The 17,231-nt window shown below is 71.5% G+C and carries 14 protein-coding genes and 1 pseudogene; 5 read left to right on the top strand and 10 right to left on the bottom strand.

The genetic code is table 11. The features are described 5' to 3' along the window. The first annotated feature begins 112 nt into the window (after nucleotides 1-112). Nucleotides 113-1,780, top strand: coding sequence for an alkaline phosphatase D family protein (locus OG251_RS10955; protein WP_326676980.1), 1,668 nt, complete (start codon nucleotides 113-115; stop codon nucleotides 1,778-1,780). Nucleotides 1,781-1,873: 93 nt separating this feature from the next. On the opposite strand, the gene OG251_RS10950 is transcribed toward OG251_RS10955, so the two are convergent. Beyond that, a complete protein-coding gene (locus OG251_RS10950) occupies nucleotides 1,874-2,875 on the bottom strand; it encodes a Gfo/Idh/MocA family protein (RefSeq protein ID WP_326676979.1) in 1,002 nt (333 codons plus the stop codon). An 81-nt stretch (nucleotides 2,876-2,956) separates the two neighbouring features. Here OG251_RS10950 and OG251_RS10945 point away from each other — a divergent pair, with 81 nt between their 5' ends. Beyond that, nucleotides 2,957-4,288, top strand: a complete 1,332-nt coding sequence (locus tag OG251_RS10945; RefSeq protein ID WP_326676978.1) for a multidrug effflux MFS transporter — start codon at nucleotides 2,957-2,959, stop codon at nucleotides 4,286-4,288. A 229-nt stretch (nucleotides 4,289-4,517) separates the two neighbouring features. Here the strand turns inward: OG251_RS10945 and OG251_RS10940 are convergent, their stop codons facing one another. Further along, nucleotides 4,518-5,837, bottom strand: coding sequence for a hypothetical protein (locus tag OG251_RS10940; protein ID WP_326676977.1), 1,320 nt, complete (start codon nucleotides 5,835-5,837; stop codon nucleotides 4,518-4,520). 152 nt (nucleotides 5,838-5,989) lie between these two features. On the opposite strand from OG251_RS10940, the gene OG251_RS10935 reads away from it, so the two are divergent. After that, nucleotides 5,990-6,985, top strand: coding sequence for a small ribosomal subunit Rsm22 family protein (locus tag OG251_RS10935; RefSeq protein ID WP_326676976.1), 996 nt, complete (start codon nucleotides 5,990-5,992; stop codon nucleotides 6,983-6,985). A 4-nt stretch (nucleotides 6,986-6,989) separates the two neighbouring features. Here the strand turns inward: OG251_RS10935 and ddaH are convergent. Next, nucleotides 6,990-7,826, bottom strand: a pseudogene (gene ddaH / locus OG251_RS10930) (dimethylargininase); the annotation flags it as partial. A 201-nt stretch (nucleotides 7,827-8,027) separates the two neighbouring features. On the opposite strand from ddaH, the gene OG251_RS10925 reads away from it, so the two are divergent. Then, the gene (locus tag OG251_RS10925) at nucleotides 8,028-8,657 is read left to right on the top strand and encodes a TetR/AcrR family transcriptional regulator (protein WP_326676975.1); all 630 of its coding nucleotides are present in this window, start codon (nucleotides 8,028-8,030) and stop codon (nucleotides 8,655-8,657) included. A 139-nt stretch (nucleotides 8,658-8,796) separates the two neighbouring features. Further along, nucleotides 8,797-9,543: a bifunctional DNA primase/polymerase gene (locus tag OG251_RS10920; RefSeq protein ID WP_326676974.1), complete on the top strand. Its 747-nt coding sequence runs from the start codon at nucleotides 8,797-8,799 to the stop codon at nucleotides 9,541-9,543. 54 nt (nucleotides 9,544-9,597) lie between these two features. Here OG251_RS10920 and OG251_RS10915 read toward each other — a convergent pair whose 3' ends face one another. The 7 genes from OG251_RS10915 to OG251_RS10885 all read right to left on the bottom strand — a co-directional run bounded on the left by OG251_RS10915 (nucleotide 9,598) and on the right by OG251_RS10885 (nucleotide 17,177). Continuing rightward, complete coding sequence (locus tag OG251_RS10915) at nucleotides 9,598-10,581, bottom strand: hypothetical protein (protein ID WP_326681218.1); 984 nt, start codon at nucleotides 10,579-10,581, stop codon at nucleotides 9,598-9,600. Beyond that, nucleotides 10,469-11,437, bottom strand: coding sequence for an iron uptake transporter permease EfeU (gene efeU / locus OG251_RS10910; RefSeq protein WP_326676973.1), 969 nt, complete (start codon nucleotides 11,435-11,437; stop codon nucleotides 10,469-10,471). Before efeU ends, OG251_RS10915 begins: the two co-directional genes overlap by 113 nt. 35 nt (nucleotides 11,438-11,472) lie before the next feature. Beyond that, the gene (gene efeB / locus OG251_RS10905) at nucleotides 11,473-12,738 is read right to left on the bottom strand and encodes an iron uptake transporter deferrochelatase/peroxidase subunit (RefSeq protein WP_326676972.1); all 1,266 of its coding nucleotides are present in this window, start codon (nucleotides 12,736-12,738) and stop codon (nucleotides 11,473-11,475) included. Nucleotides 12,739-12,762: 24 nt separating this feature from the next. Then, a complete protein-coding gene (efeO, locus tag OG251_RS10900; RefSeq protein WP_326676971.1) occupies nucleotides 12,763-13,899 on the bottom strand; it encodes an iron uptake system protein EfeO in 1,137 nt (378 codons plus the stop codon). A 187-nt stretch (nucleotides 13,900-14,086) separates the two neighbouring features. Continuing rightward, nucleotides 14,087-14,926, bottom strand: a complete 840-nt coding sequence (locus OG251_RS10895) for a heme ABC transporter ATP-binding protein (protein WP_326676970.1) — start codon at nucleotides 14,924-14,926, stop codon at nucleotides 14,087-14,089. Then, nucleotides 14,923-16,020, bottom strand: coding sequence for a FecCD family ABC transporter permease (locus OG251_RS10890; RefSeq protein WP_326681217.1), 1,098 nt, complete (start codon nucleotides 16,018-16,020; stop codon nucleotides 14,923-14,925). Before OG251_RS10890 ends, OG251_RS10895 begins: the two co-directional genes overlap by 4 nt. Nucleotides 16,021-16,112: 92 nt before the next feature. Next, nucleotides 16,113-17,177, bottom strand: a complete 1,065-nt coding sequence (locus OG251_RS10885) for a heme/hemin ABC transporter substrate-binding protein (protein ID WP_326676969.1) — start codon at nucleotides 17,175-17,177, stop codon at nucleotides 16,113-16,115. Nucleotides 17,178-17,231: the final 54 nt, after the last annotated feature.

Below are 17,231 nucleotides of genomic sequence, written 5' to 3'. Positions count from 1 at the left end.
AGGTGGCACGCGGTGCTCATCGAGCCGCCATGAGGATGTTGTGTACCCGACAACGACAGGTCGTCGCCCCGCACTCCAATGCCTTTGACAACAGTCGTCAGGGGAGGGGCACATGACACCCGCACCGTTCAGTACCGCGCCCGGTCAGCAGAGCCATTCCGCGGAACTCCGCGCCGCCGCCCGCCACCTCGGTGAGGGCGTCGGCCGCCGCCGCTTCCTCACCGCCACCGGCGCCGCCGCCGCGCTCGCCTTCGCGGTGAACCTGCCCTCCGCGGGCGTCGCGAGTGCCGCCGAACTCGACGCGCGGCGCGTCACCGAGGACCCCTTCACCCTCGGCGTCGGCTCCGGCGACCCGCTGCCCGACTCCGTCCTGCTCTGGACGAGACTCGCGCCGCGCCCCTACGAGCCCGGCGGCGGACTGCCCGGTGTCCGGGTCCAGGTCGGCTGGGAAGTGGCCCGCGACGAGCGCTTCCGCCGCATCGTCCGGCGCGGCTCGGTCACCGCCCACCCGGAGTTCGCCCACAGCGTCCGCGCGGACATCAAGGGCCTCGACTCCGACCGCACCCTCTACTACCGCTTCCGGGCCGGCGGCTGGATCAGCCCGGTCGGCCGCACCCGCACCGCACCCGCCCGCACCGCCCGCAACAGCTCGCTGACCCTGGCCGCGGTCTCCTGCCAGGCGTACCACGACGGCTACTTCACCGCGTACAAGCACCTCGCCCAGGAGGACGTCGACGTGGTCTTCCACCTCGGCGACTACCTCTACGAGTACGCGGTCACCGCGACCGGCGGCGCCCGCAACTACACCGACCGCAGGCTCCCGGCGCACTACAACCGCGAGACGGTCACCCTGGAGGACTACCGGCTGCGGTACGCCCTCTACAAGTCCGACCCCGACCTGCGGGCCGCCCACGCCGCGCACCCCTTCGTCGTCACCTGGGACGACCACGAGACCGAGAACAACTACGCGGGCGGGACCCCGGAGAACGACGTCCCGCCGGAGGAGTTCCTGCTGCGCAGGGCCGCCGCCTACCGCGCGTACTGGGAGAACCAGCCGCTGCGCACCCCGCAGCGGCCCACCGGTCCCGACATGCGGCTCTACCGCCGCCTGCAGTTCGGCCGGCTCGCCCAGTTCGACATCCTCGACACCCGCCAGTACCGCAGCGACCAGGCGTACGGGGACGGCTGGAAGGTCCCCGGACCGGAGTCCGAGGACCCCACCCGCACCATGACGGGCGCCGCCCAGGAGCGTTGGCTGATCGACGGCTGGCACGCCTCGCGGGCCACCTGGAACGTCGTACCGCAGCAGGTCACCTTCGCGCAGCGACGTGACGTCCCGACCGACGCCTTCAAGCTGTCCATGGACTCGTGGGACGGCTATCCGGCCTCCCGGCAGCGGCTCCTGAACGGCGCGGCGGCCGCCGGGGTCGACAACCTGATGGTGCTGACCGGCGATGTGCACGTCGGCTACGGCTTCGATCTCAAGCAGGACTTCGACGACCCGTCCTCCCGCACCGTCGGCACGGAGATCGTCGCCACGTCCATCGCCAGCGGCAAGGACGGCTCGGACAAGCCGGCCAACTGGAACAACCAGACACGGGCCAACCCGCACATGAAGTTCTACAACGGGCGCCGCGGCTACGCGCGCATCGCCCTCGGCACGAAGGAGGCACGCGCCGACTTCCGTACGGTGTCGGCCGTCACCACCCCCGGAGCGCCCCTCACCACCGCGGGCTCCTTCGTCACCGAGGCCGGGAACCCGGGGCTCACCCCCGCGTAGCGCGTACGGCCTCCCGCCGACGCCGGACACCGGCCGCTCACCGGCCTCCCGGCGGACCGGGCGGTGCGGAGCGGCCCCGTGAGCGGTACGGGGTCAGTTCCGCGCGTCCGCCGGATAGCGGACGCCGATGCGGTCACGTACCGCGTCGAGCGTCCGCATCACCGCGAGCGAACCGTCCAGCGGCACCAGCGGGGACTCGGTCTCGCCCGCCCGCACGGCGCGCATCACCTCGGCCGCCTCGTACTGCAGACCGGTCAGGCCCTGCGGCCCCGGCCCCGTGGTGATCTCCTCGGGTTCCGCGCCCGCCCGGTGCAGCACGAAGCGGCTCGGGTAGAAGAAGCTGTCCGGGAAGTCGATCCGTCCGGCCGTGCCGATGACGGTGGCCGCTGTCGGGTGGTGCCCGACGATCGAGCAGGCGAGCAGGGCGGTGGCCCCCGAGTCCCAGCCCAGCAGCATCCCGGTGTTCAGGTCGACGCCCTCCGGGGACAGCAGCGCGTCGGCCCGCACCCGGTCCGGCTCACCCAGCAGCAGCTGCGCGAACGACACCGGATAGACCCCCAGGTCCAGCAGCGCGCCCCCGCCCAGCGCCGGATCCCGCAGCCGGTGCCCGGGACCGAAGTCGCCCGCGAACCCGAAGTCGGCCTGCACCGTGCGGATCTCACCGATGGCGCCGTCCCGCACCAGCTCGGTCATCCGCCGGATCACCGGGTTGCAGTACGTCCACATGGCTTCCATCAGGAACAGCCCGCGCTCCCGGGCCAGCGCGACGAGCTCCTCGGCCTGCGGGGTGTTGAGCGTGAACGCCTTCTCGCACAGCACGTGCTTCCCGGCCTCCAGGGCGAGCCCGGCCGCCTCCCGGTGCGCGGAGTGCGGGGTGGCCACGTACACGATGTCGACGCCGTCGTCGGCGACCAGCTCCGCCCAGCTGCCGTAGGCCCGCTCGATCCCGAACCGTTCGGCGAACGCCTTCGCCGAGGCGTCCGTACGGGAGGCCACCGCGACCACCTCCGCGTCCGGCATCGCCCGCACATCCGCCGTGAAGCTCGCGGCGATGCCACCCGTCGCCAGCACGCCCCACCGCACAGTCCCGCTCATGCCCGCCCCCACAGAAAAAGGTATCGACCACTCCGGCCGAGCTGAGAGCATAGATGCGGATTCAACGATGTGGAGACGAGAATGCCGGACAGCGGCGGAAGCCGGGCCCAGCAAGAGCACATACCCATGACCCGGACCGGAGCCGAAACCGGTCCAGGTCCCCTGCCCACCGCCCCGGTCCCCGGGGCCACAGCGACCCGGCGCACCGGGCTGCTGGTCACCATGGTCCTCGGCGGACTCACCGCGCTGCCGCCCCTTTCCATGGACATGTACCTCCCGGCCCTGCCCGAGGTCACCGACGCCCTGCACGCCCCCGCCTCGACCGTCCAGCTCACGCTGACCGCGTGCCTGGCCGGCATGGCGCTCGGCCAGCTCGTCGTCGGACCGATGAGCGACCGCTGGGGACGGCGCAGGCCACTGCTCCTCGGCATGGTCATCTACGTCCTCGCCACCGCGATCTGCGCGCTGGCACCCACCGCGGAACTCCTCATCGGCTTCCGCCTCCTCCAGGGCCTGGCGGGTGCGGCCGGCATCGTGATCGCCAGGGCGGTGGTGCGGGACCTCTACGACGGCGTGGAGATGGCCCGGTTCTTCTCCACCCTGATGCTGATCTCCGGGGTCGCCCCGATCATCGCCCCGCTGATCGGCGGACAGGTCCTGCGGATCACCGACTGGCGCGGCATCTTCGTCGTGCTCACCGTCGTCGGTGTCCTGCTCACCCTCGTCGTCTGGAAGTGGCTCCACGAGACGCTGCCGGTCGCCGAGCGCCACACCGGCGGGGTCGCCGACGCGCTGCGCACCATGCGCGGGCTGCTCGCCGACCGGGTCTTCACCGGCTACATGGTCACGGGAGGTCTCGCCTTCGCGGTCCTCTTCGCCTACATCTCGGCGTCCCCGTTCGTCGTGCAGGAGATCTACGGGGCCTCCCCGCAGACCTTCAGTCTGCTCTTCGGGGTCAACTCGATCGGCCTGATCATCGTCGGCCAGATCAACGGCAAGGTGCTGGTGGGCCGGATCAGCCTGGACAAGGTGCTCGGCTTCGGCCTCGCCGTCATCGTGCTGTCCGCCGTGGCCCTGCTGCTCATGACGACCGGTGTCTTCGGCGAGGTGGGCCTCGTGCCGGTCGCGGCCGGGCTCTTCGTGCTGATGTCGGCGATGGGCCTCGCGATGCCGAACACCAACGCCCAGGCCCTGATGCGGACCAAGCACGCGGCGGGCTCCGCCTCCGCGCTGCTCGGTACGTCCTCGTTCCTGATCGGTGCCGTCGCCTCGCCCCTGGTCGGTATCGCCGGCGAACGGACGGCCGTTCCGATGGCGGTCGTGCAGGTGGTGTGCGCGGTGGCGGCCGTGGCCTGCTTCCTCGGCCTGTGCAGGCCGTGGCAGCGGCAGGGCCGCGAGGCGGGCGGTCTCTGAGACGGCCCGCGAGGACGGCGGTCTCCGGAACAGCGGAACCCCGGGCCGACGAAAGCCGACCGGCCTGTAGAACGCCGACCGGCCCGGAGAAGGCCGACCCCGGCCCGGGGAACGCGGAAACCGGCCGGGGGAAAGCCGGCCGGGGGAAAGCCGACCGGCCCGGGGAACGCGGAAACCCGGCCCAAGAGCTTCCCGGGCCGGGTTTCGTGCGTCGGTGGCCCTACGTCCGTCAGTCGCCGCGCGGGTAGCCGATCAGATGGATCCGCTCCTGCCGGTCCGTCCAGCGGAACACCCCGACCCCGGTCGTCTCGACCACCGGCAGCCGCGCGTTGCGCGACAGCGAGTCGGTCGTCCAGGACGCGAAGTCCATCGAGACCGGCAGCCCGCCCCCGGCCAGCGCGTCCGACGCGTCACGCGCGTTGGCCGCCCCGTAGGCGATCCCGTCGTCCGTCACCGTGGCGAGGGTCAGATGGCTCGAACCGTCGTCGTCCTCGAAGCAGAACCCCTTCTTCGCCTCCAGGTCGAACGCGAGGTTCCCGGCGATCAGATAGCCGCCCGAGGGGGACAGGACGGCCTGCGGATAGCGTCCGGGCTTTATGGCGGGCTTGTGGCACTCCACCGAGACCAGTGGCTTCCCGGTCAGCGAGTCGTGCACCGTCCACAGTTCGTGGGTGGCCGCCCGCTTCGACTTCTTGTCGAGCGTCCACTTCGCCAGCACCTGGCCCGGGGTCACGGACGTCGGAACACCGCTGAGCTTGTCGACGCCCTTGGGCGCGACGTTCCGGCTGAACCAGCCGTCGCGCGTCCAGAACTCCCGTACGCCGCTGACCAGCAGGCCCTGCGAGGTCTGGCCCCGCACCTCGGTGAGCTGCTTGCAGGTCTTGCAGCCCTTGGGGTACTTCAGCTCCGCTGCCGGGACCTTCGTCACCGTGCCCGTGATCGGGTCGACGAGCGCGCTGTTCGCCTTGCCGTCACTGATCACGATGTCCGGGCCGGTGGCGGTGATGTCCGGAGAACCGGACCACGGCACCTCGATCCGCTGCCGGGTGCCGTCCGCCACCGCGTACACGTCCATGGAGACAAAGGTGTCGGAGGGCGAGAGCCCGTCGCCGACCTTCCCGTAGGACCAGGTCACGAAGTACTGCCGGTCGTTCTTGGTGACGGTCAGCAGATTCGGGTAGTGCAGGGGGTCCGGCGGCCGCCAGGCCTGGCCCGCCCAGCCCAGTTCACCGGTCGCCGTGTCGACGGTGCGCAACCGGTAGCGGTTCTCGGCGGACTTCTCCAGGTAGGCGATCCGGCCCGTCGCGTAGGAGACCGCGACATCGGGCGAGGAACCGATGATCTCCCAGCCGCGGTCGGTCGTGTACTCGGGCGGGGCGGTGAGCCGGGTCACCGGGCCCGCGCTCGGCAGGACGGATCTCTTCGGCTTGGCGCCGCTCTTGGCTCCGTCCCCGTCGCCCTTGCCGCCGCCGCAGGTCGCCAGCAGGAGCAGCAGGGCGAAAAAGAACACCCCACCGACCAGGGCCAGCCGCACAATCCGTTGTCTCATGGCTCTCCCGATGGACAATCCTGATCTCGCGCGGGTCAGCGTAGCAACAGCCTCGGAAGGATGAGGAGTTCGGCCGGGTCGCTGTTGTGTACCGGTTACGTGGAGGCGAAGCGGAATACGGCCGGGGCGACACATCCGCCTACAATTCGCCGGTGAACGTCACCCTCCCCACCGCGGAATCCCTGCGTTCGGCCCTGGCCGGACTGCTCGACGGGCTGCCGCCCAAGCAGGCCGCGCAGGCCGTCGACCGGCTGATCGCGAGCTACCGCGGCACCACGCCCACCGACGCCCCGATCCTGCGTGACCGCTCGGACGTCGCCGCGTACGCCGCGTACCGGATGCCCGCCACCTTCGAAGCGGTACGGTCCGCCCTCGCCGCGCTGTGCGACGCGGCACCGCAGTGGGCGCCCGCCACGCACACCGACATCGGGGGCGGCACGGGCGCGGCGAGCTGGGCGGTCGCCGGGGCCTGGGAGGGGGCGGCGACCACCGTCCTGGACTGGTCCGAGCCCGCCCTGGAGCTGGGCCGGGAGCTGGCGGGGCTGTCGGGCGTCCCGGCGCTGCTCGACGCCCGTTGGGAGAAGGCGAGGATCGGCGCGGAGCCGGCGCAGGCCCCCACGGATCTGGTGACCGTCTCCTATGTACTCAAGGAGCTCACCGAGCGGGCCAGGACCGAGCTCGTCGACGCGGCGGCGGCCGCCGCACAGGCCGTGGTGATCGTGGAGCCGGGCACGCCCGACGGCTACGCCAGGATCATCGAGGCCCGCGACCGGCTGATCGCGGCCGGGCTGACCGTGGCGGCACCCTGCCCGCACAGCGCCGCCTGCCCCATCGAGCCGGGCACGGACTGGTGCCACTTCTCGGCGCGGGTCAGCCGGTCCTCGCTGCACCGGCGGGTGAAGGGCGGTTCGCTGAGCCACGAGGACGAGAAGTTCAGCTACGTCGTCGCGACGCGTTTCCCCGTCCTGCCGGTCGCCGCACGCGTCACCCGCAGGCCGCAGATCCGCAAGGGCCAGGTGCTGCTGGAGCTGTGCACGCGGGACGAGGGCCTGGCCCGCTCCACCGTCACCAAGCGGCACGGGGAGCTGTACCGGGCGGCCAGGGACATCGCCTGGGGCGACGCCTGGCCGCCGGCCGACACGGAGTAGCGGCTCAGCCCCGCAGCTCCTGTGTGCAGCACTTCACGCTGCCGCCGCCCTTGAGCAGTTCGCCCAGGTCCATCGGGACCGGTTCGAAGCCCCGGTCCCGCAGCGGGTCCAGCAGCCCCGTCGCGGCCTGCGGCAGCAGCACATGGCGCCCGTCGCTGACCGAGTTCAGCCCGAACGCCGCCGCGTCCGCCTCCCGGGCGATCAGTGCGTCGGGGAAGAGCCGGGCCAGCACGGACCGGCTGCCCGGAGAGAAGGCGTCCGGGTAGTACATGATCTCGTCGCCCGCCTCGTCGAGCACGCACAGGGCCGTATCCAGGTGGTAGTAGCGCGGATCCACCAGATCGAGGCCGATGACGGGCCGCCCGAAGAACTCCTGCGCCTCGTCGTGCGAGAGCGGGCTGGAGCGGAAACCGCGCCCGGCCAGGACGTAGGTGGAGGTGACCGCGAAGTCCCCCTCGCCCTCGTTGACATGATCCGGTTCCCGGATCTCGGTGAAGCCGTGCTCCCGGAACCAGTCGCGGTGGGCCTCGGCCTCCGCGAACCGCTCCCGGTAGGCGAACAGGGCACCGAGCACCCGCCCGTCGATCACGGTGGCGCCGTTGGCGGCGAAGACCATGTCGGGCAGGTCGGGGCGAGGGGTGAGCAGCTCGACGGTGTGGCCGAGCGCGCGGTAGCGGTCGCGCAGGTCCTCCCACTGGGTCTGTGCCAGCGGCAGGTCGACGGGCTTGGAGGGGTCCATCCACGGGTTGATGGAGTACGTGACCCTGAAGTGGGAAGGGGCGCACATCAGATAGCGACGAGGGGTGGCGTCACGGTTCAACTGGGGCTCCTCACGAACGGCGGCCGGTGCCGCGGAACGGTGGGATACGCACGGTCTGCGCGTGAGCCCATGGTGCGCCGTGCGGGGCCGATCCCGCAGCTGACCGATCGGGTGGTTCACTCCGGGGATCGCGGGGCATCCCCTCGGGCGGCCCGGACCGCGGGGCGGCCTGCGGGCGCACAAGACGATACGTATCGACTTGTGGGGCGATAGATTGGCCGGATGGCATCCCACAAGGCTCCCGACTCCAGCCGCCGCAGCGACCGCTCCCGCCGGGCGATCCACGACGCCGCTCTCGCGCTCGTCGGGGAGATCGGCTACGGGAGGACGACGATCGAGGGTATCGCCGCCCGCGCCGGGGTGGGCAAGCAGACGATCTACCGCTGGTGGCCCTCGAAGGCGGCCGTCCTGCTGGAGGCCTACCTCGACCTCCAGAACCGGTCGGCGGAGCAGGCTCCGGAAGGGACCGACGAGGCGGAGTACGCGATCGCGGACACCGGTGACCTGGCGGCCGACCTCAAGGCCGTACTGCGGGCCACCGTCGACGAGCTGAACGACCCGGTGACCGAGGCACCCACCCGGGCACTCGCCGCCGAGGGCATCATCGATCCGGAGCTGGGCGCCGAATTCGCCGAGAAACTGCTCGAACCGCAGATCGGGCTCTATGTCACACGGCTGCGGGCCGCGCAGCGGGCGGGCCAGGTGCGCGACGACATCGATCCCAGGGTCGCCGTGGAGCTGCTGATCGCCCCACTCACCCACCGCTGGCTGATCAGCGGCCTTCCGCTCACCCACGACTACGCGGACGCGATCGTCGACCTCGCCCTGCGGGGACTGTCCACGGACGCCTGATCGATATCCGGTATGTGGTGACATCGGGCGTGATGGTGCTCACTCGGTGCAGTGGTCCCCGGCCCCGCTGGTGAACTCTGGCCACCCGAGGCGCAGGATGGTGGGACCATGGATGCGTAACGCAGAGGTGAGGGGATAGATGGGCGCCGATTCCGGCCGCTATCGCGGCACAGAGAGCAGGATCTCCCAGTGGCTGCGGCGACGACCCAAACCGCAGCGGGCCGAGGCCGACGACACGGCCCGGGTGGCGCTGCTCCTCGCCGTCGCCGAGGCGGGCATGCCGATCTCACCCGCCGCCCATCCCCAGGGATACCGATGTTCGTGCGAACGCGTCGGCTGTCCCACCCCCGCCCGGCACCCCGTCTCCTTCGCCTGGCAGACGCAGTCGACCACCGACCGCGCGCAGATCGAGCGCTGGGCCCACAGCCAGCCGCTGGCCAACTTCATCACCGCGACCGGCATGATCCACGACGTCCTGGACGTCCCGCTGACCGCCGGCCGGGAAGCCCTGGAACGCCTTCTCGCCGCGGGCATCGACGTCGGCCCCGTCGCCCAGTCCGGTGAGGACCGGATGCTCTTCTTCACCGCCACCCGGGGTACCCCGGCGGACGAGGACGAGTGGTGGCCCTGCGAGCTGGACTGCCACCCCGAGACGATGGACGAGCACCCCGGACTGCGCTGGCACTGCCGGGGCAGCTATGTGCTCCTGCCGCCCGCCCGGCTCCCCGGTGAGCTGGACGTGCACTGGGTACGGGGCCCGGAGCACGAACTCCCCGACCCGCTGACCCTCCTGGAGACGCTGACGGACGCCTGCGCGAGCTATGCGCACAGCGCCGAGCAGAGCGACCTCGACCACGATTCGGTGGCCTGGCCGCTGAGCCGCTGAGCGCCGTGGCACGGCCGCCCGCCGGACCGGCGGGCGGATCGGCGCCCGCGCCCGTCACGAACCCTGCGCCGACGTCAGACCCGGCAGCCGGTTCAGCACGCGCACCTTGCCGCCGGAATCGCCGCCGCCGCGCCGGGGGACGTACACCAGCTGGCTGGAGACCCGCTCCTTGGTGAGGCTGCTCCTCACCTCACCGGTCAGCAGCGCCTCCACGTCCGCATTGACCTCCGGGCGCAGCCCCTTCGCCGCGGTCTGCCGCTCGAAGTGCTTGCTGCTGAAGAAGACCAGCGCTCCGCCGTCCTCGGTGGCCAGACCGAGCGGCGCGTACGTCCCGCTGTCCAGCGCCCGGTCGGCGTACTGGTACGAGAAGCCCGCCCGGCGCGTGGTCCTGCGCGTCTCCCGCCACCCCGAGGTCGTCGACCCGGGGGCGAAGACATCCGGCTCGCCGTCCTTCAGATAGTCCGTGTACGTCGTGCTCAAGTCCTCGGGCGCGACGGCCAGTTCACCGTCGCCCGACTGTGCGGGCGACGCGAAGCCATCCGCGTCCAGGCGGAACTCCGGGACCTGGGACGGAGCGACGACCGCCAGATAGGACGCCTTCCACAGCGCGTCGGGGCCCGTCTTCACGAACACCACGAGCCAGCGGGTGTCCAGCTTCCCATTGTCCCGGTCACGGTTGGAGTCGGTGTCCGCGAGGAACCAGCGCGGCCAGCCGGCCTTCTTCGGGATCGTGTACGCGGCATCCGTCAGCTCCAGCGGCGAGTGGTTCGCGTTGCCGTCCGGATTGTTCTTCTGCCGCGCCTTCAGACCCGCCTGATTGATCGCGCCGAGCGAGCCGGTCACCCGGTCCGCGTCCAGCGCCGGATCGTATGCCTTGTCCGCCTTGTTGTAGGCGTCCGTGAAGTCCTTGAGGGCCTGCGCGGCCTCAGACTTCGTCGCTCCCGGCAGCACTTCCAGCTCGCCGTGCACCGTCACGCAGCCGCTCGCGCCCACGCTCAGCACCGTCGCTGTCGCGAACCCCGTCGCCAGTCGACCCAGCCTTCTCATCCGTTGCCTTCTGCGCCTTCTGATCCGTCGCCCGCACTGACCGTCCGAACCCTACCGGGGCGAGGAACAGCGCGAGGGTGGGGATCAGATACAGCGCCCACACCGTGACCTGAAGCACGGTCGGATCGGGCTGGAAGTTGAACACGCCCTTCAGCAGCGTGCCGTACCAGCTGTCCGGCGGAACCGTGGCGCTGATGTCGAACGCCTTGTTCCGCAGCCCGCCCAGGAACTCGGCCTCCTGGAGGTCATGGACGCCGTACGCGAGCACGCCCGCCGCCACCACGACCAGCATCCCGCCGGTCCAGGTGAAGAACTTCGCCAGGTTGATCCGCAGCGCACCCCGGTAGAACAGCCAGCCCAGCACGATGGCGGTGGCGATCCCCAGCAGCACCCCGATCAGCGGCTCGGCGGACCCCTCCCCGCTGGCCCGCACCGACGCCCACACGAACAGGGCGGTCTCCAGGCCCTCGCGGCCCACCGCCAGGAACGCGGTGGCGACCAGCGCGCCGGTGCCCATCGCGAGCGCCGCGTCGAGCTTGCCGTGCAGCTCCTTCTTCAGATGCCGCGCGGTACGCCGCATCCAGAACACCATCCAGGTCACCAGACCGACGGCGACGATCGACAGGGAGCCGCCGAGCAGCTCCTGCGCCTCGAACGTCATCTCCTGCGAGCCGAACTCCAGCGCGGCGCCGAAGGCCAGCGAGATCGCCACGGCGATCCCGATGCCCGTCCACACCGGGCGCAGCGCGTCCCTGCGTTCCGTCTTGACGAGGTAGGCGACCAGGATGCAGACGACGAGGCTGGCTTCGAGTCCCTCGCGCAGGCCGATCAGATAGTTGCCGAACATGCCGGTCCTTCCGCTGTGTCAGTCACGTGCGCCGGTCAGGAGAGAAGCGCCCGGCCCCACCAGTCGTCCTTGTCGCGGACGCCCGGCGGGACGGCGAAGTGCGCCGAACCCACGTGCTGGATGTACTCGTTGAGCGCGTCGTGCGCCGCGAGGCCGCGCTGCACCGGAAGGAACCCCGTGCGGACGTCGCGCTGGTAGGCGAGGAAGAACAGACCGGCGTCCAGCCTGCCCAGACCGTCCGTACCGTCGGTGAAGGAGTAGCCGCGGCGCAGGATCGTCGCCCCGCCGTTCGTGTCCGGGTGGGCCAGGCGCACATGCGCGCTCGGCAGCATCGCCTTCAGGAACGGCTCGTCGCGCTCCTTCGACCTGCCGACCGGGGCACCCTCGCCCTTGTCCCGGCCGAAGATGTCCTCCTGCTCCTGGAGCGGGGCGCGGTCCCAGGTCTCGATGTGCATCCGGATGCGCCGGGCGACGAGATACGAACCGCCCGTCATCCACCCGGCGTTGTCCTTCGGGCCGACCCACACATGCTTGTCCAGCGCGGCGGAGTCGGTGCCCGAGATGTTCCGGGTGCCGTCCTTGAACCCCATCATGTTGCGCGGGGTCTGCGCGTCCGGCGTCGTCGAGGACGTCTTGCCGAAGCCCAGCTGGGACCAGCGGATCGCGGTGCGGCCCATGCCGATCCTGGCCAGGTTGCGGATGGCGTGCACCGCGACCTGCGGGTCGTCCGCGCACGCCTGGACGCACAGGTCGCCGCCGCTGCGGGCGGCGTCCAGGTTGTCCCCGGGGAACGCGGGCAGATCCACGAGCGCCTCGGGCCGCTTGTCCTCCAGGCCGAACCGGCCCGCGGCGAACAGCGAGGGCCCGAAACCGATGGTGAGCGTCAGCCGGGACGGCTTGAGCCCCAGCGCCTCGCCCGTGTCGTCCGGCGGGGCCTCGGCGAGCCCGCCGTACGCCCCGTCACCGACCGGCCGCCCGGCCGTCATCCGCTCCGCGGCCCGCGTCCACTCCTTGAGCAGCGCGGCCAGCTCGGCCGGGTCCTTCGTCGTCACGTCGAACGCGGCGAAATGCAGCCTGTCCTGTACGGCGGTGGCGATCCCGGCCTGGTGCGCCCCGTGGAACGGCACCGCGGCCCCGCTCTCCGCGGCGGGCTCGCTGCCCCCGTCGGACCGCACCGCGGCGACCGCGCCGCCCGCCGCGACGGCGCCGAGCGCCAGCCCGGCACCGCCCCAGCCCAGCAGGGCGCGCCGGGAAGGGCTGACGCTCTCCGGCACAGGGGCGCTCGGGGTGTTCTCGGACATGGCGGGAGCCTCCTCGAACCCTCGTTACTTCGTGACCGCGGCGGCCAGCTTGGACAGCGGCTCGGCGAGCGCGTTGACCGCGTCCGAGAGCTCCTTGCGGTCCGCCTTGCCGACCTTGTCGTACGAGGTGAACTCGTACGAGGCCTTGTCCGCGCGGTACTTGTCCAGCAGCGTGTTCAGCGCCGCGAACTGCTTGTCCAGCGAGGCGGTCAGCGCCGCGTCGTTCCTGACGGCGATCGGCTTCAGCAGCTCGTACGACTTCTCCGCGCCCTCGACGTTCGCCTTGAAGTCGACGAGGTCGGTGTGGCTGTAGCGCTCCTCCTCACCGGTGACCTTGCCGGTGGCGACCTCGTCGAGGAGTTCCTTGGCGCCGTTGGCCATCGAGGTCGGGGTGATCTCGGCCTTGCCGACCCGGTTCTGCCAGTCGACCAGGTCCTTGTGGAGGACCGGGGCCAGTGCCTTCTCCTCGGCACCCAGCTTCTTGTCCTGCCACAGCGCCTTCTCCAGGCGGTGCCAGCCGGTCCACTTCTGGCCGTCCTCCAGGCCGTCCTCGCGGACGTCGACCTTCGGGTCGATGTCACCGAACGACTCGGCGACCGGCTCGGTGCGCTCCCAGCCGATGCGGGAGTCGGCGTACGCCTTCTTCGCGGCCTCGATGTCGCCCGCGGCCACCGCGTCCGTGAAGACCTTGACCTTCGGCAGCGTCTCGTCGGCCTGCGCCTGCACATAGGTGCGGTATCCGGCGACGGCCCTGTCCATCTCCGGGCTGCGCTTGGCCGCGGTGCCGCCGGTGACCTCGATCTTCTGCCGGATGCCGTCGCCCTTCATACCGGGCTTGCAGGCGATCTCGTACGAACCGGCCTTCACCTCGGCGGTGATCTTCGCCTTGGTGCCGGGGCCGATGTTCTCCCGCTCGGTCACGATGCGGTCGTCCGGGAAGAGCACATAGACCTCGGTGACCTTGGACCCCTTGTTCTCCACGGCCAGTTCGACATGGCCGGCGGGGAGCTTCGTCTTCGAGACCTCGCAGGAGTCGTCCTTGGCGACGACCCGGACGGCGCCCTCGGCCTTGCCGTCGCTCTTCTCGGCGCAGCCCGTGACGGCGGTCAGAGCGGCCACGGTCGCGGCAGCGGTGACGACGGAGAAACGAACGGCTCGCATGCGGGCTCCACGGGGAGGAAGGAGAAGGGGGAAGGGCCGGACAAAGTCGGGTGAGGCGGACCTAACTTAACCGAGCCTTACCTGACCGATACCCCTCTGTGCAGTGATTCAGCTCTCACCCTCCACCGGGGAGAACGGGCCGGTCACAGGGGTCCCATGAACGACCCTCGCAGAGGTCAAGCGAGGGTCAAGAGGCCCGTTCCGGTACGACGAGGGGCACCCCGGTCCGCGGGTGCGGGAACACCTCCACCGGCTGCCGGTAGACCTCACCGAGCAGCTCGCCCGTGAAGATCCCGGCCGGTGGACCGGTCACCGCGATCCGCCCCTCGTGCAGCACCGCGGCCCGGTCCGCGTACGCCGCGGCGAGCCCCAGATCGTGCAGCACGACGACGACCGCGTCCCCCGCGGCGGCCCGCTCGCGGCAGATCCGCAGCACCAGTTCCTGGTGGCGCAGATCGAGCGCGGCGGTCGGCTCGTCGAGCAGCAGCAGCGGTGCCCGCTGGGCCAGCACCCGGGCCAGCGCGACCCGGGCCCGCTCACCGCCCGACAGCGCGGAGAACGGGCGGCCGGCGAACCCGGTGACCTCGGTGGCCGCCATCGCCGCCGCGACCGCCGCGTCGTCCTCGTCCTCCCGGTCCGTACCCGCCCAGGGGGCCCGCCCCATCCGTACGACGTCCTCGACCGGGAAGGGGAAGGACAGCACGGCGGACTGCGGCAGCACCGAGCGGCGCAGGGCCAGTTCGGGCGCCGACCACTCGGAGACCGGGCGGCCGCCGACGCGGACCTCGCCGGTCCCGGCGGGCAGATCGGCGGCCAGGGCCGCCAGCAGCGTCGACTTCCCGGCGCCGTTCGGCCCGACGAGCGCCACCACCTCGCCCGCGCGGGCGGTCAGATCGATGGAGTCGAGCACCGGCCGCTGCCCCAGCCGGACGGAGAGACCGACGGCTTCGGCGACCGGCGAACCGGGTGCGACGGGAACGGGCAGCCGACGGCCGCGTACCGCGAACGGATTTCTCGGCATCCTCATGCCCAACCACCTTGCTTACGACGGGTCCTGCGCAGCAGCCAGAAGAAGAACGGGCTGCCGAAGAGCGCGGTCAGCACACCGAGCGGCAGCTCGGCGGGGGCGGCCACGGTCCGGGCCGCGAGATCGCCCACCACCAGCACCAGCGCACCGCCCAGCGCACTGCCCGGGACGAGGAAGCGGTGCCCGGGGCCGTTCGCCATCCGCAGCAGATGCGGCACCAGCAGACCGACGAAGGAGATGATCCCGGCGACGGCGACCGCGGCGGCGGTCAGCAGCGCCACGACGAGGACCAGGACGACCCGCAGCCGCTCGACATCCACCCCCAGGTGCCGGGCGGGCCGTTCGCCGAGCGCGAGCAGATCCAGTTTGCGGGCGTAGAACGGCGCGACGATCAGGCCGAGCGCCGCACACGGCAGTACGGCGAGCACCTTGGGCCAGGTGGCCTGGGCCAGTGAGCCGAGCTGCCAGAAGGTGATCTGGCTGACCTGCGCGTTGTCCGCGAAGAAGATGAACAGGCCGATCAGCGCGCCCGCGAAGGCGTTGACGGCGATCCCGGTGAGGATCAGCGTGACGACCTCGGTCCGGCCGCCGGAGCGCGACAGCGCGTACACGAGCAGGACGGTCACGAGCCCGGCGGCGAACGCGCAGACGGTGATGGTCCAGTTGCCGAAGAAGCTGAGGCCCAGCGAGATCGAGGCGACCGCCCCGACCGCCGCGCCCGCGGAGATCCCGATCACTCCGGGCTCGGCGAGCGGGTTGCCGAACACGCCCTGCATCAGCGCGCCCGCGCAGCCGAGGGACGCGCCGACGAGCAGGGCGAGGACGACCCGGGGCAGCCGCACGTTCCACAGGACGCTCTCGCCGACCCGGTCCAGCGGCTGGCCGCCGAGCCCGATCCGGTGCTGGACGGAGGCGAGGACATCGTCGAGGGGAATGCTGTACGCGCCGAGTCCGGCGGAGAGCAGAGCACCGGCGAGCAGGGCGAGCGACAGCCCGACGGTGAGGGTGAACGCGTTGCCGCGCGTGGCCCTGGCGCCGCCCTTCGGGGCCGGGGGAGCGGTCGGTGCCTCAGGTGCGTCAGGCGCCTCAGGCACCTCGGATGCGGCCGGGGCACGGCGTGCCGCCGTGGACGCGGCCGGGGTGTCGTCCGACGCGGTGGTTTCGGCGCGTTCTCCGTACGAGGTGGTCACTTGCCCTTCCCGCCCTTCGGGTAGAGCTGCTCCACGAGTTCGGCGAGCACCCGGTCCGTGCGGGGCCCGTAGTTCAGCAGGACGCCGTCGTCGATGGAGACGATCCGGCGGTCCATTCCGGCGGGGGTCTCGGCGACTCCGGGGATCTTCACCAGTCCGTCCACCCCGCCGACCGACGTGAGTCCCTTGCTCATCACCAGGATCGCGTCGGGCGCGGCCTTGGCGAGCGCCTCGCTGGTGATCGCGGTGAAGTCCTTCCCCAGCCCGGACGCCTTCCCGGCGTCGACGGCGCCCGCCGCCTCCAGCAGCGAACTCGCTCCCGACTCCCGGCCGCCCAGCAGATAGACGGAGGCCGATCCCCGCAGATAGAGGAACGCGACCCGGGGCTTCTTTCCGTCCTCGTGGGCGGGGACGGACTTCTGTACGGCGTCGATACGGGACTGGGTGCGTGTCCTCAGTTCGGTACCCGAGGAGGGCACACCCAGCGCGGCGGCCACGGTGTCGATCCGGCGGCCGACATCGGCGAGTTCCTTGGCCGCGTCGACGACCACCAGCGGGACACCGGCGTCACGGATCTGCCCGATCGCCTCGCTCGGGCCCGTCGTGGTGTCCGCGAGGACCACGGTGGGCTTCAGCGAGAGCACGCTCTCCGCCGAGACGTCATGGGCGCGGGTCACCACGGGCAGCTTCTCGGCCTGTTCGAACGTGGCGGTGATGTCGCGGGCCACCACCTGCTCGCCGAACCCGAGCGTGAAGACGATCTCGCTCAGGGAGCCGGTCAGCGGAACGATCCGGTCGGTGGAGGTGATGGTGACATCGGCACCGTCCGCCGACCGCACCGTCACCGGCATCCGCGGTGCGGGCGCGGTCCCGAGGGGCTCGACCCGGTCGGCCGTCGTGGCAGGGGTGCCGGACCCGGCGGCCCCGGCGGCGGGGCCCGCCGTACCGCCGCAACCGGTCAGGACCAGCGCGAGGGCCACGACGGCGGTCAGGGCGGCGCCCACCCTGCCGGTCGCGTGTCCGCGAAGTCCCCTCGGGGCGTAGTCCTGCGAGAAGCGCACGGGGCACCGTCCTGTCGTTCCGCGGTGTGCGGTTGATGGTTCTTCATGAGGTTT

This window comes from Streptomyces sp. NBC_01237 (genome assembly GCF_035917275.1).
Classification (GTDB): domain Bacteria; phylum Actinomycetota; class Actinomycetes; order Streptomycetales; family Streptomycetaceae; genus Streptomyces.
The sequence above is the reverse complement of the archived record's forward strand: the minus strand, read 5'-3'. Positions and strand labels throughout refer to the sequence as shown.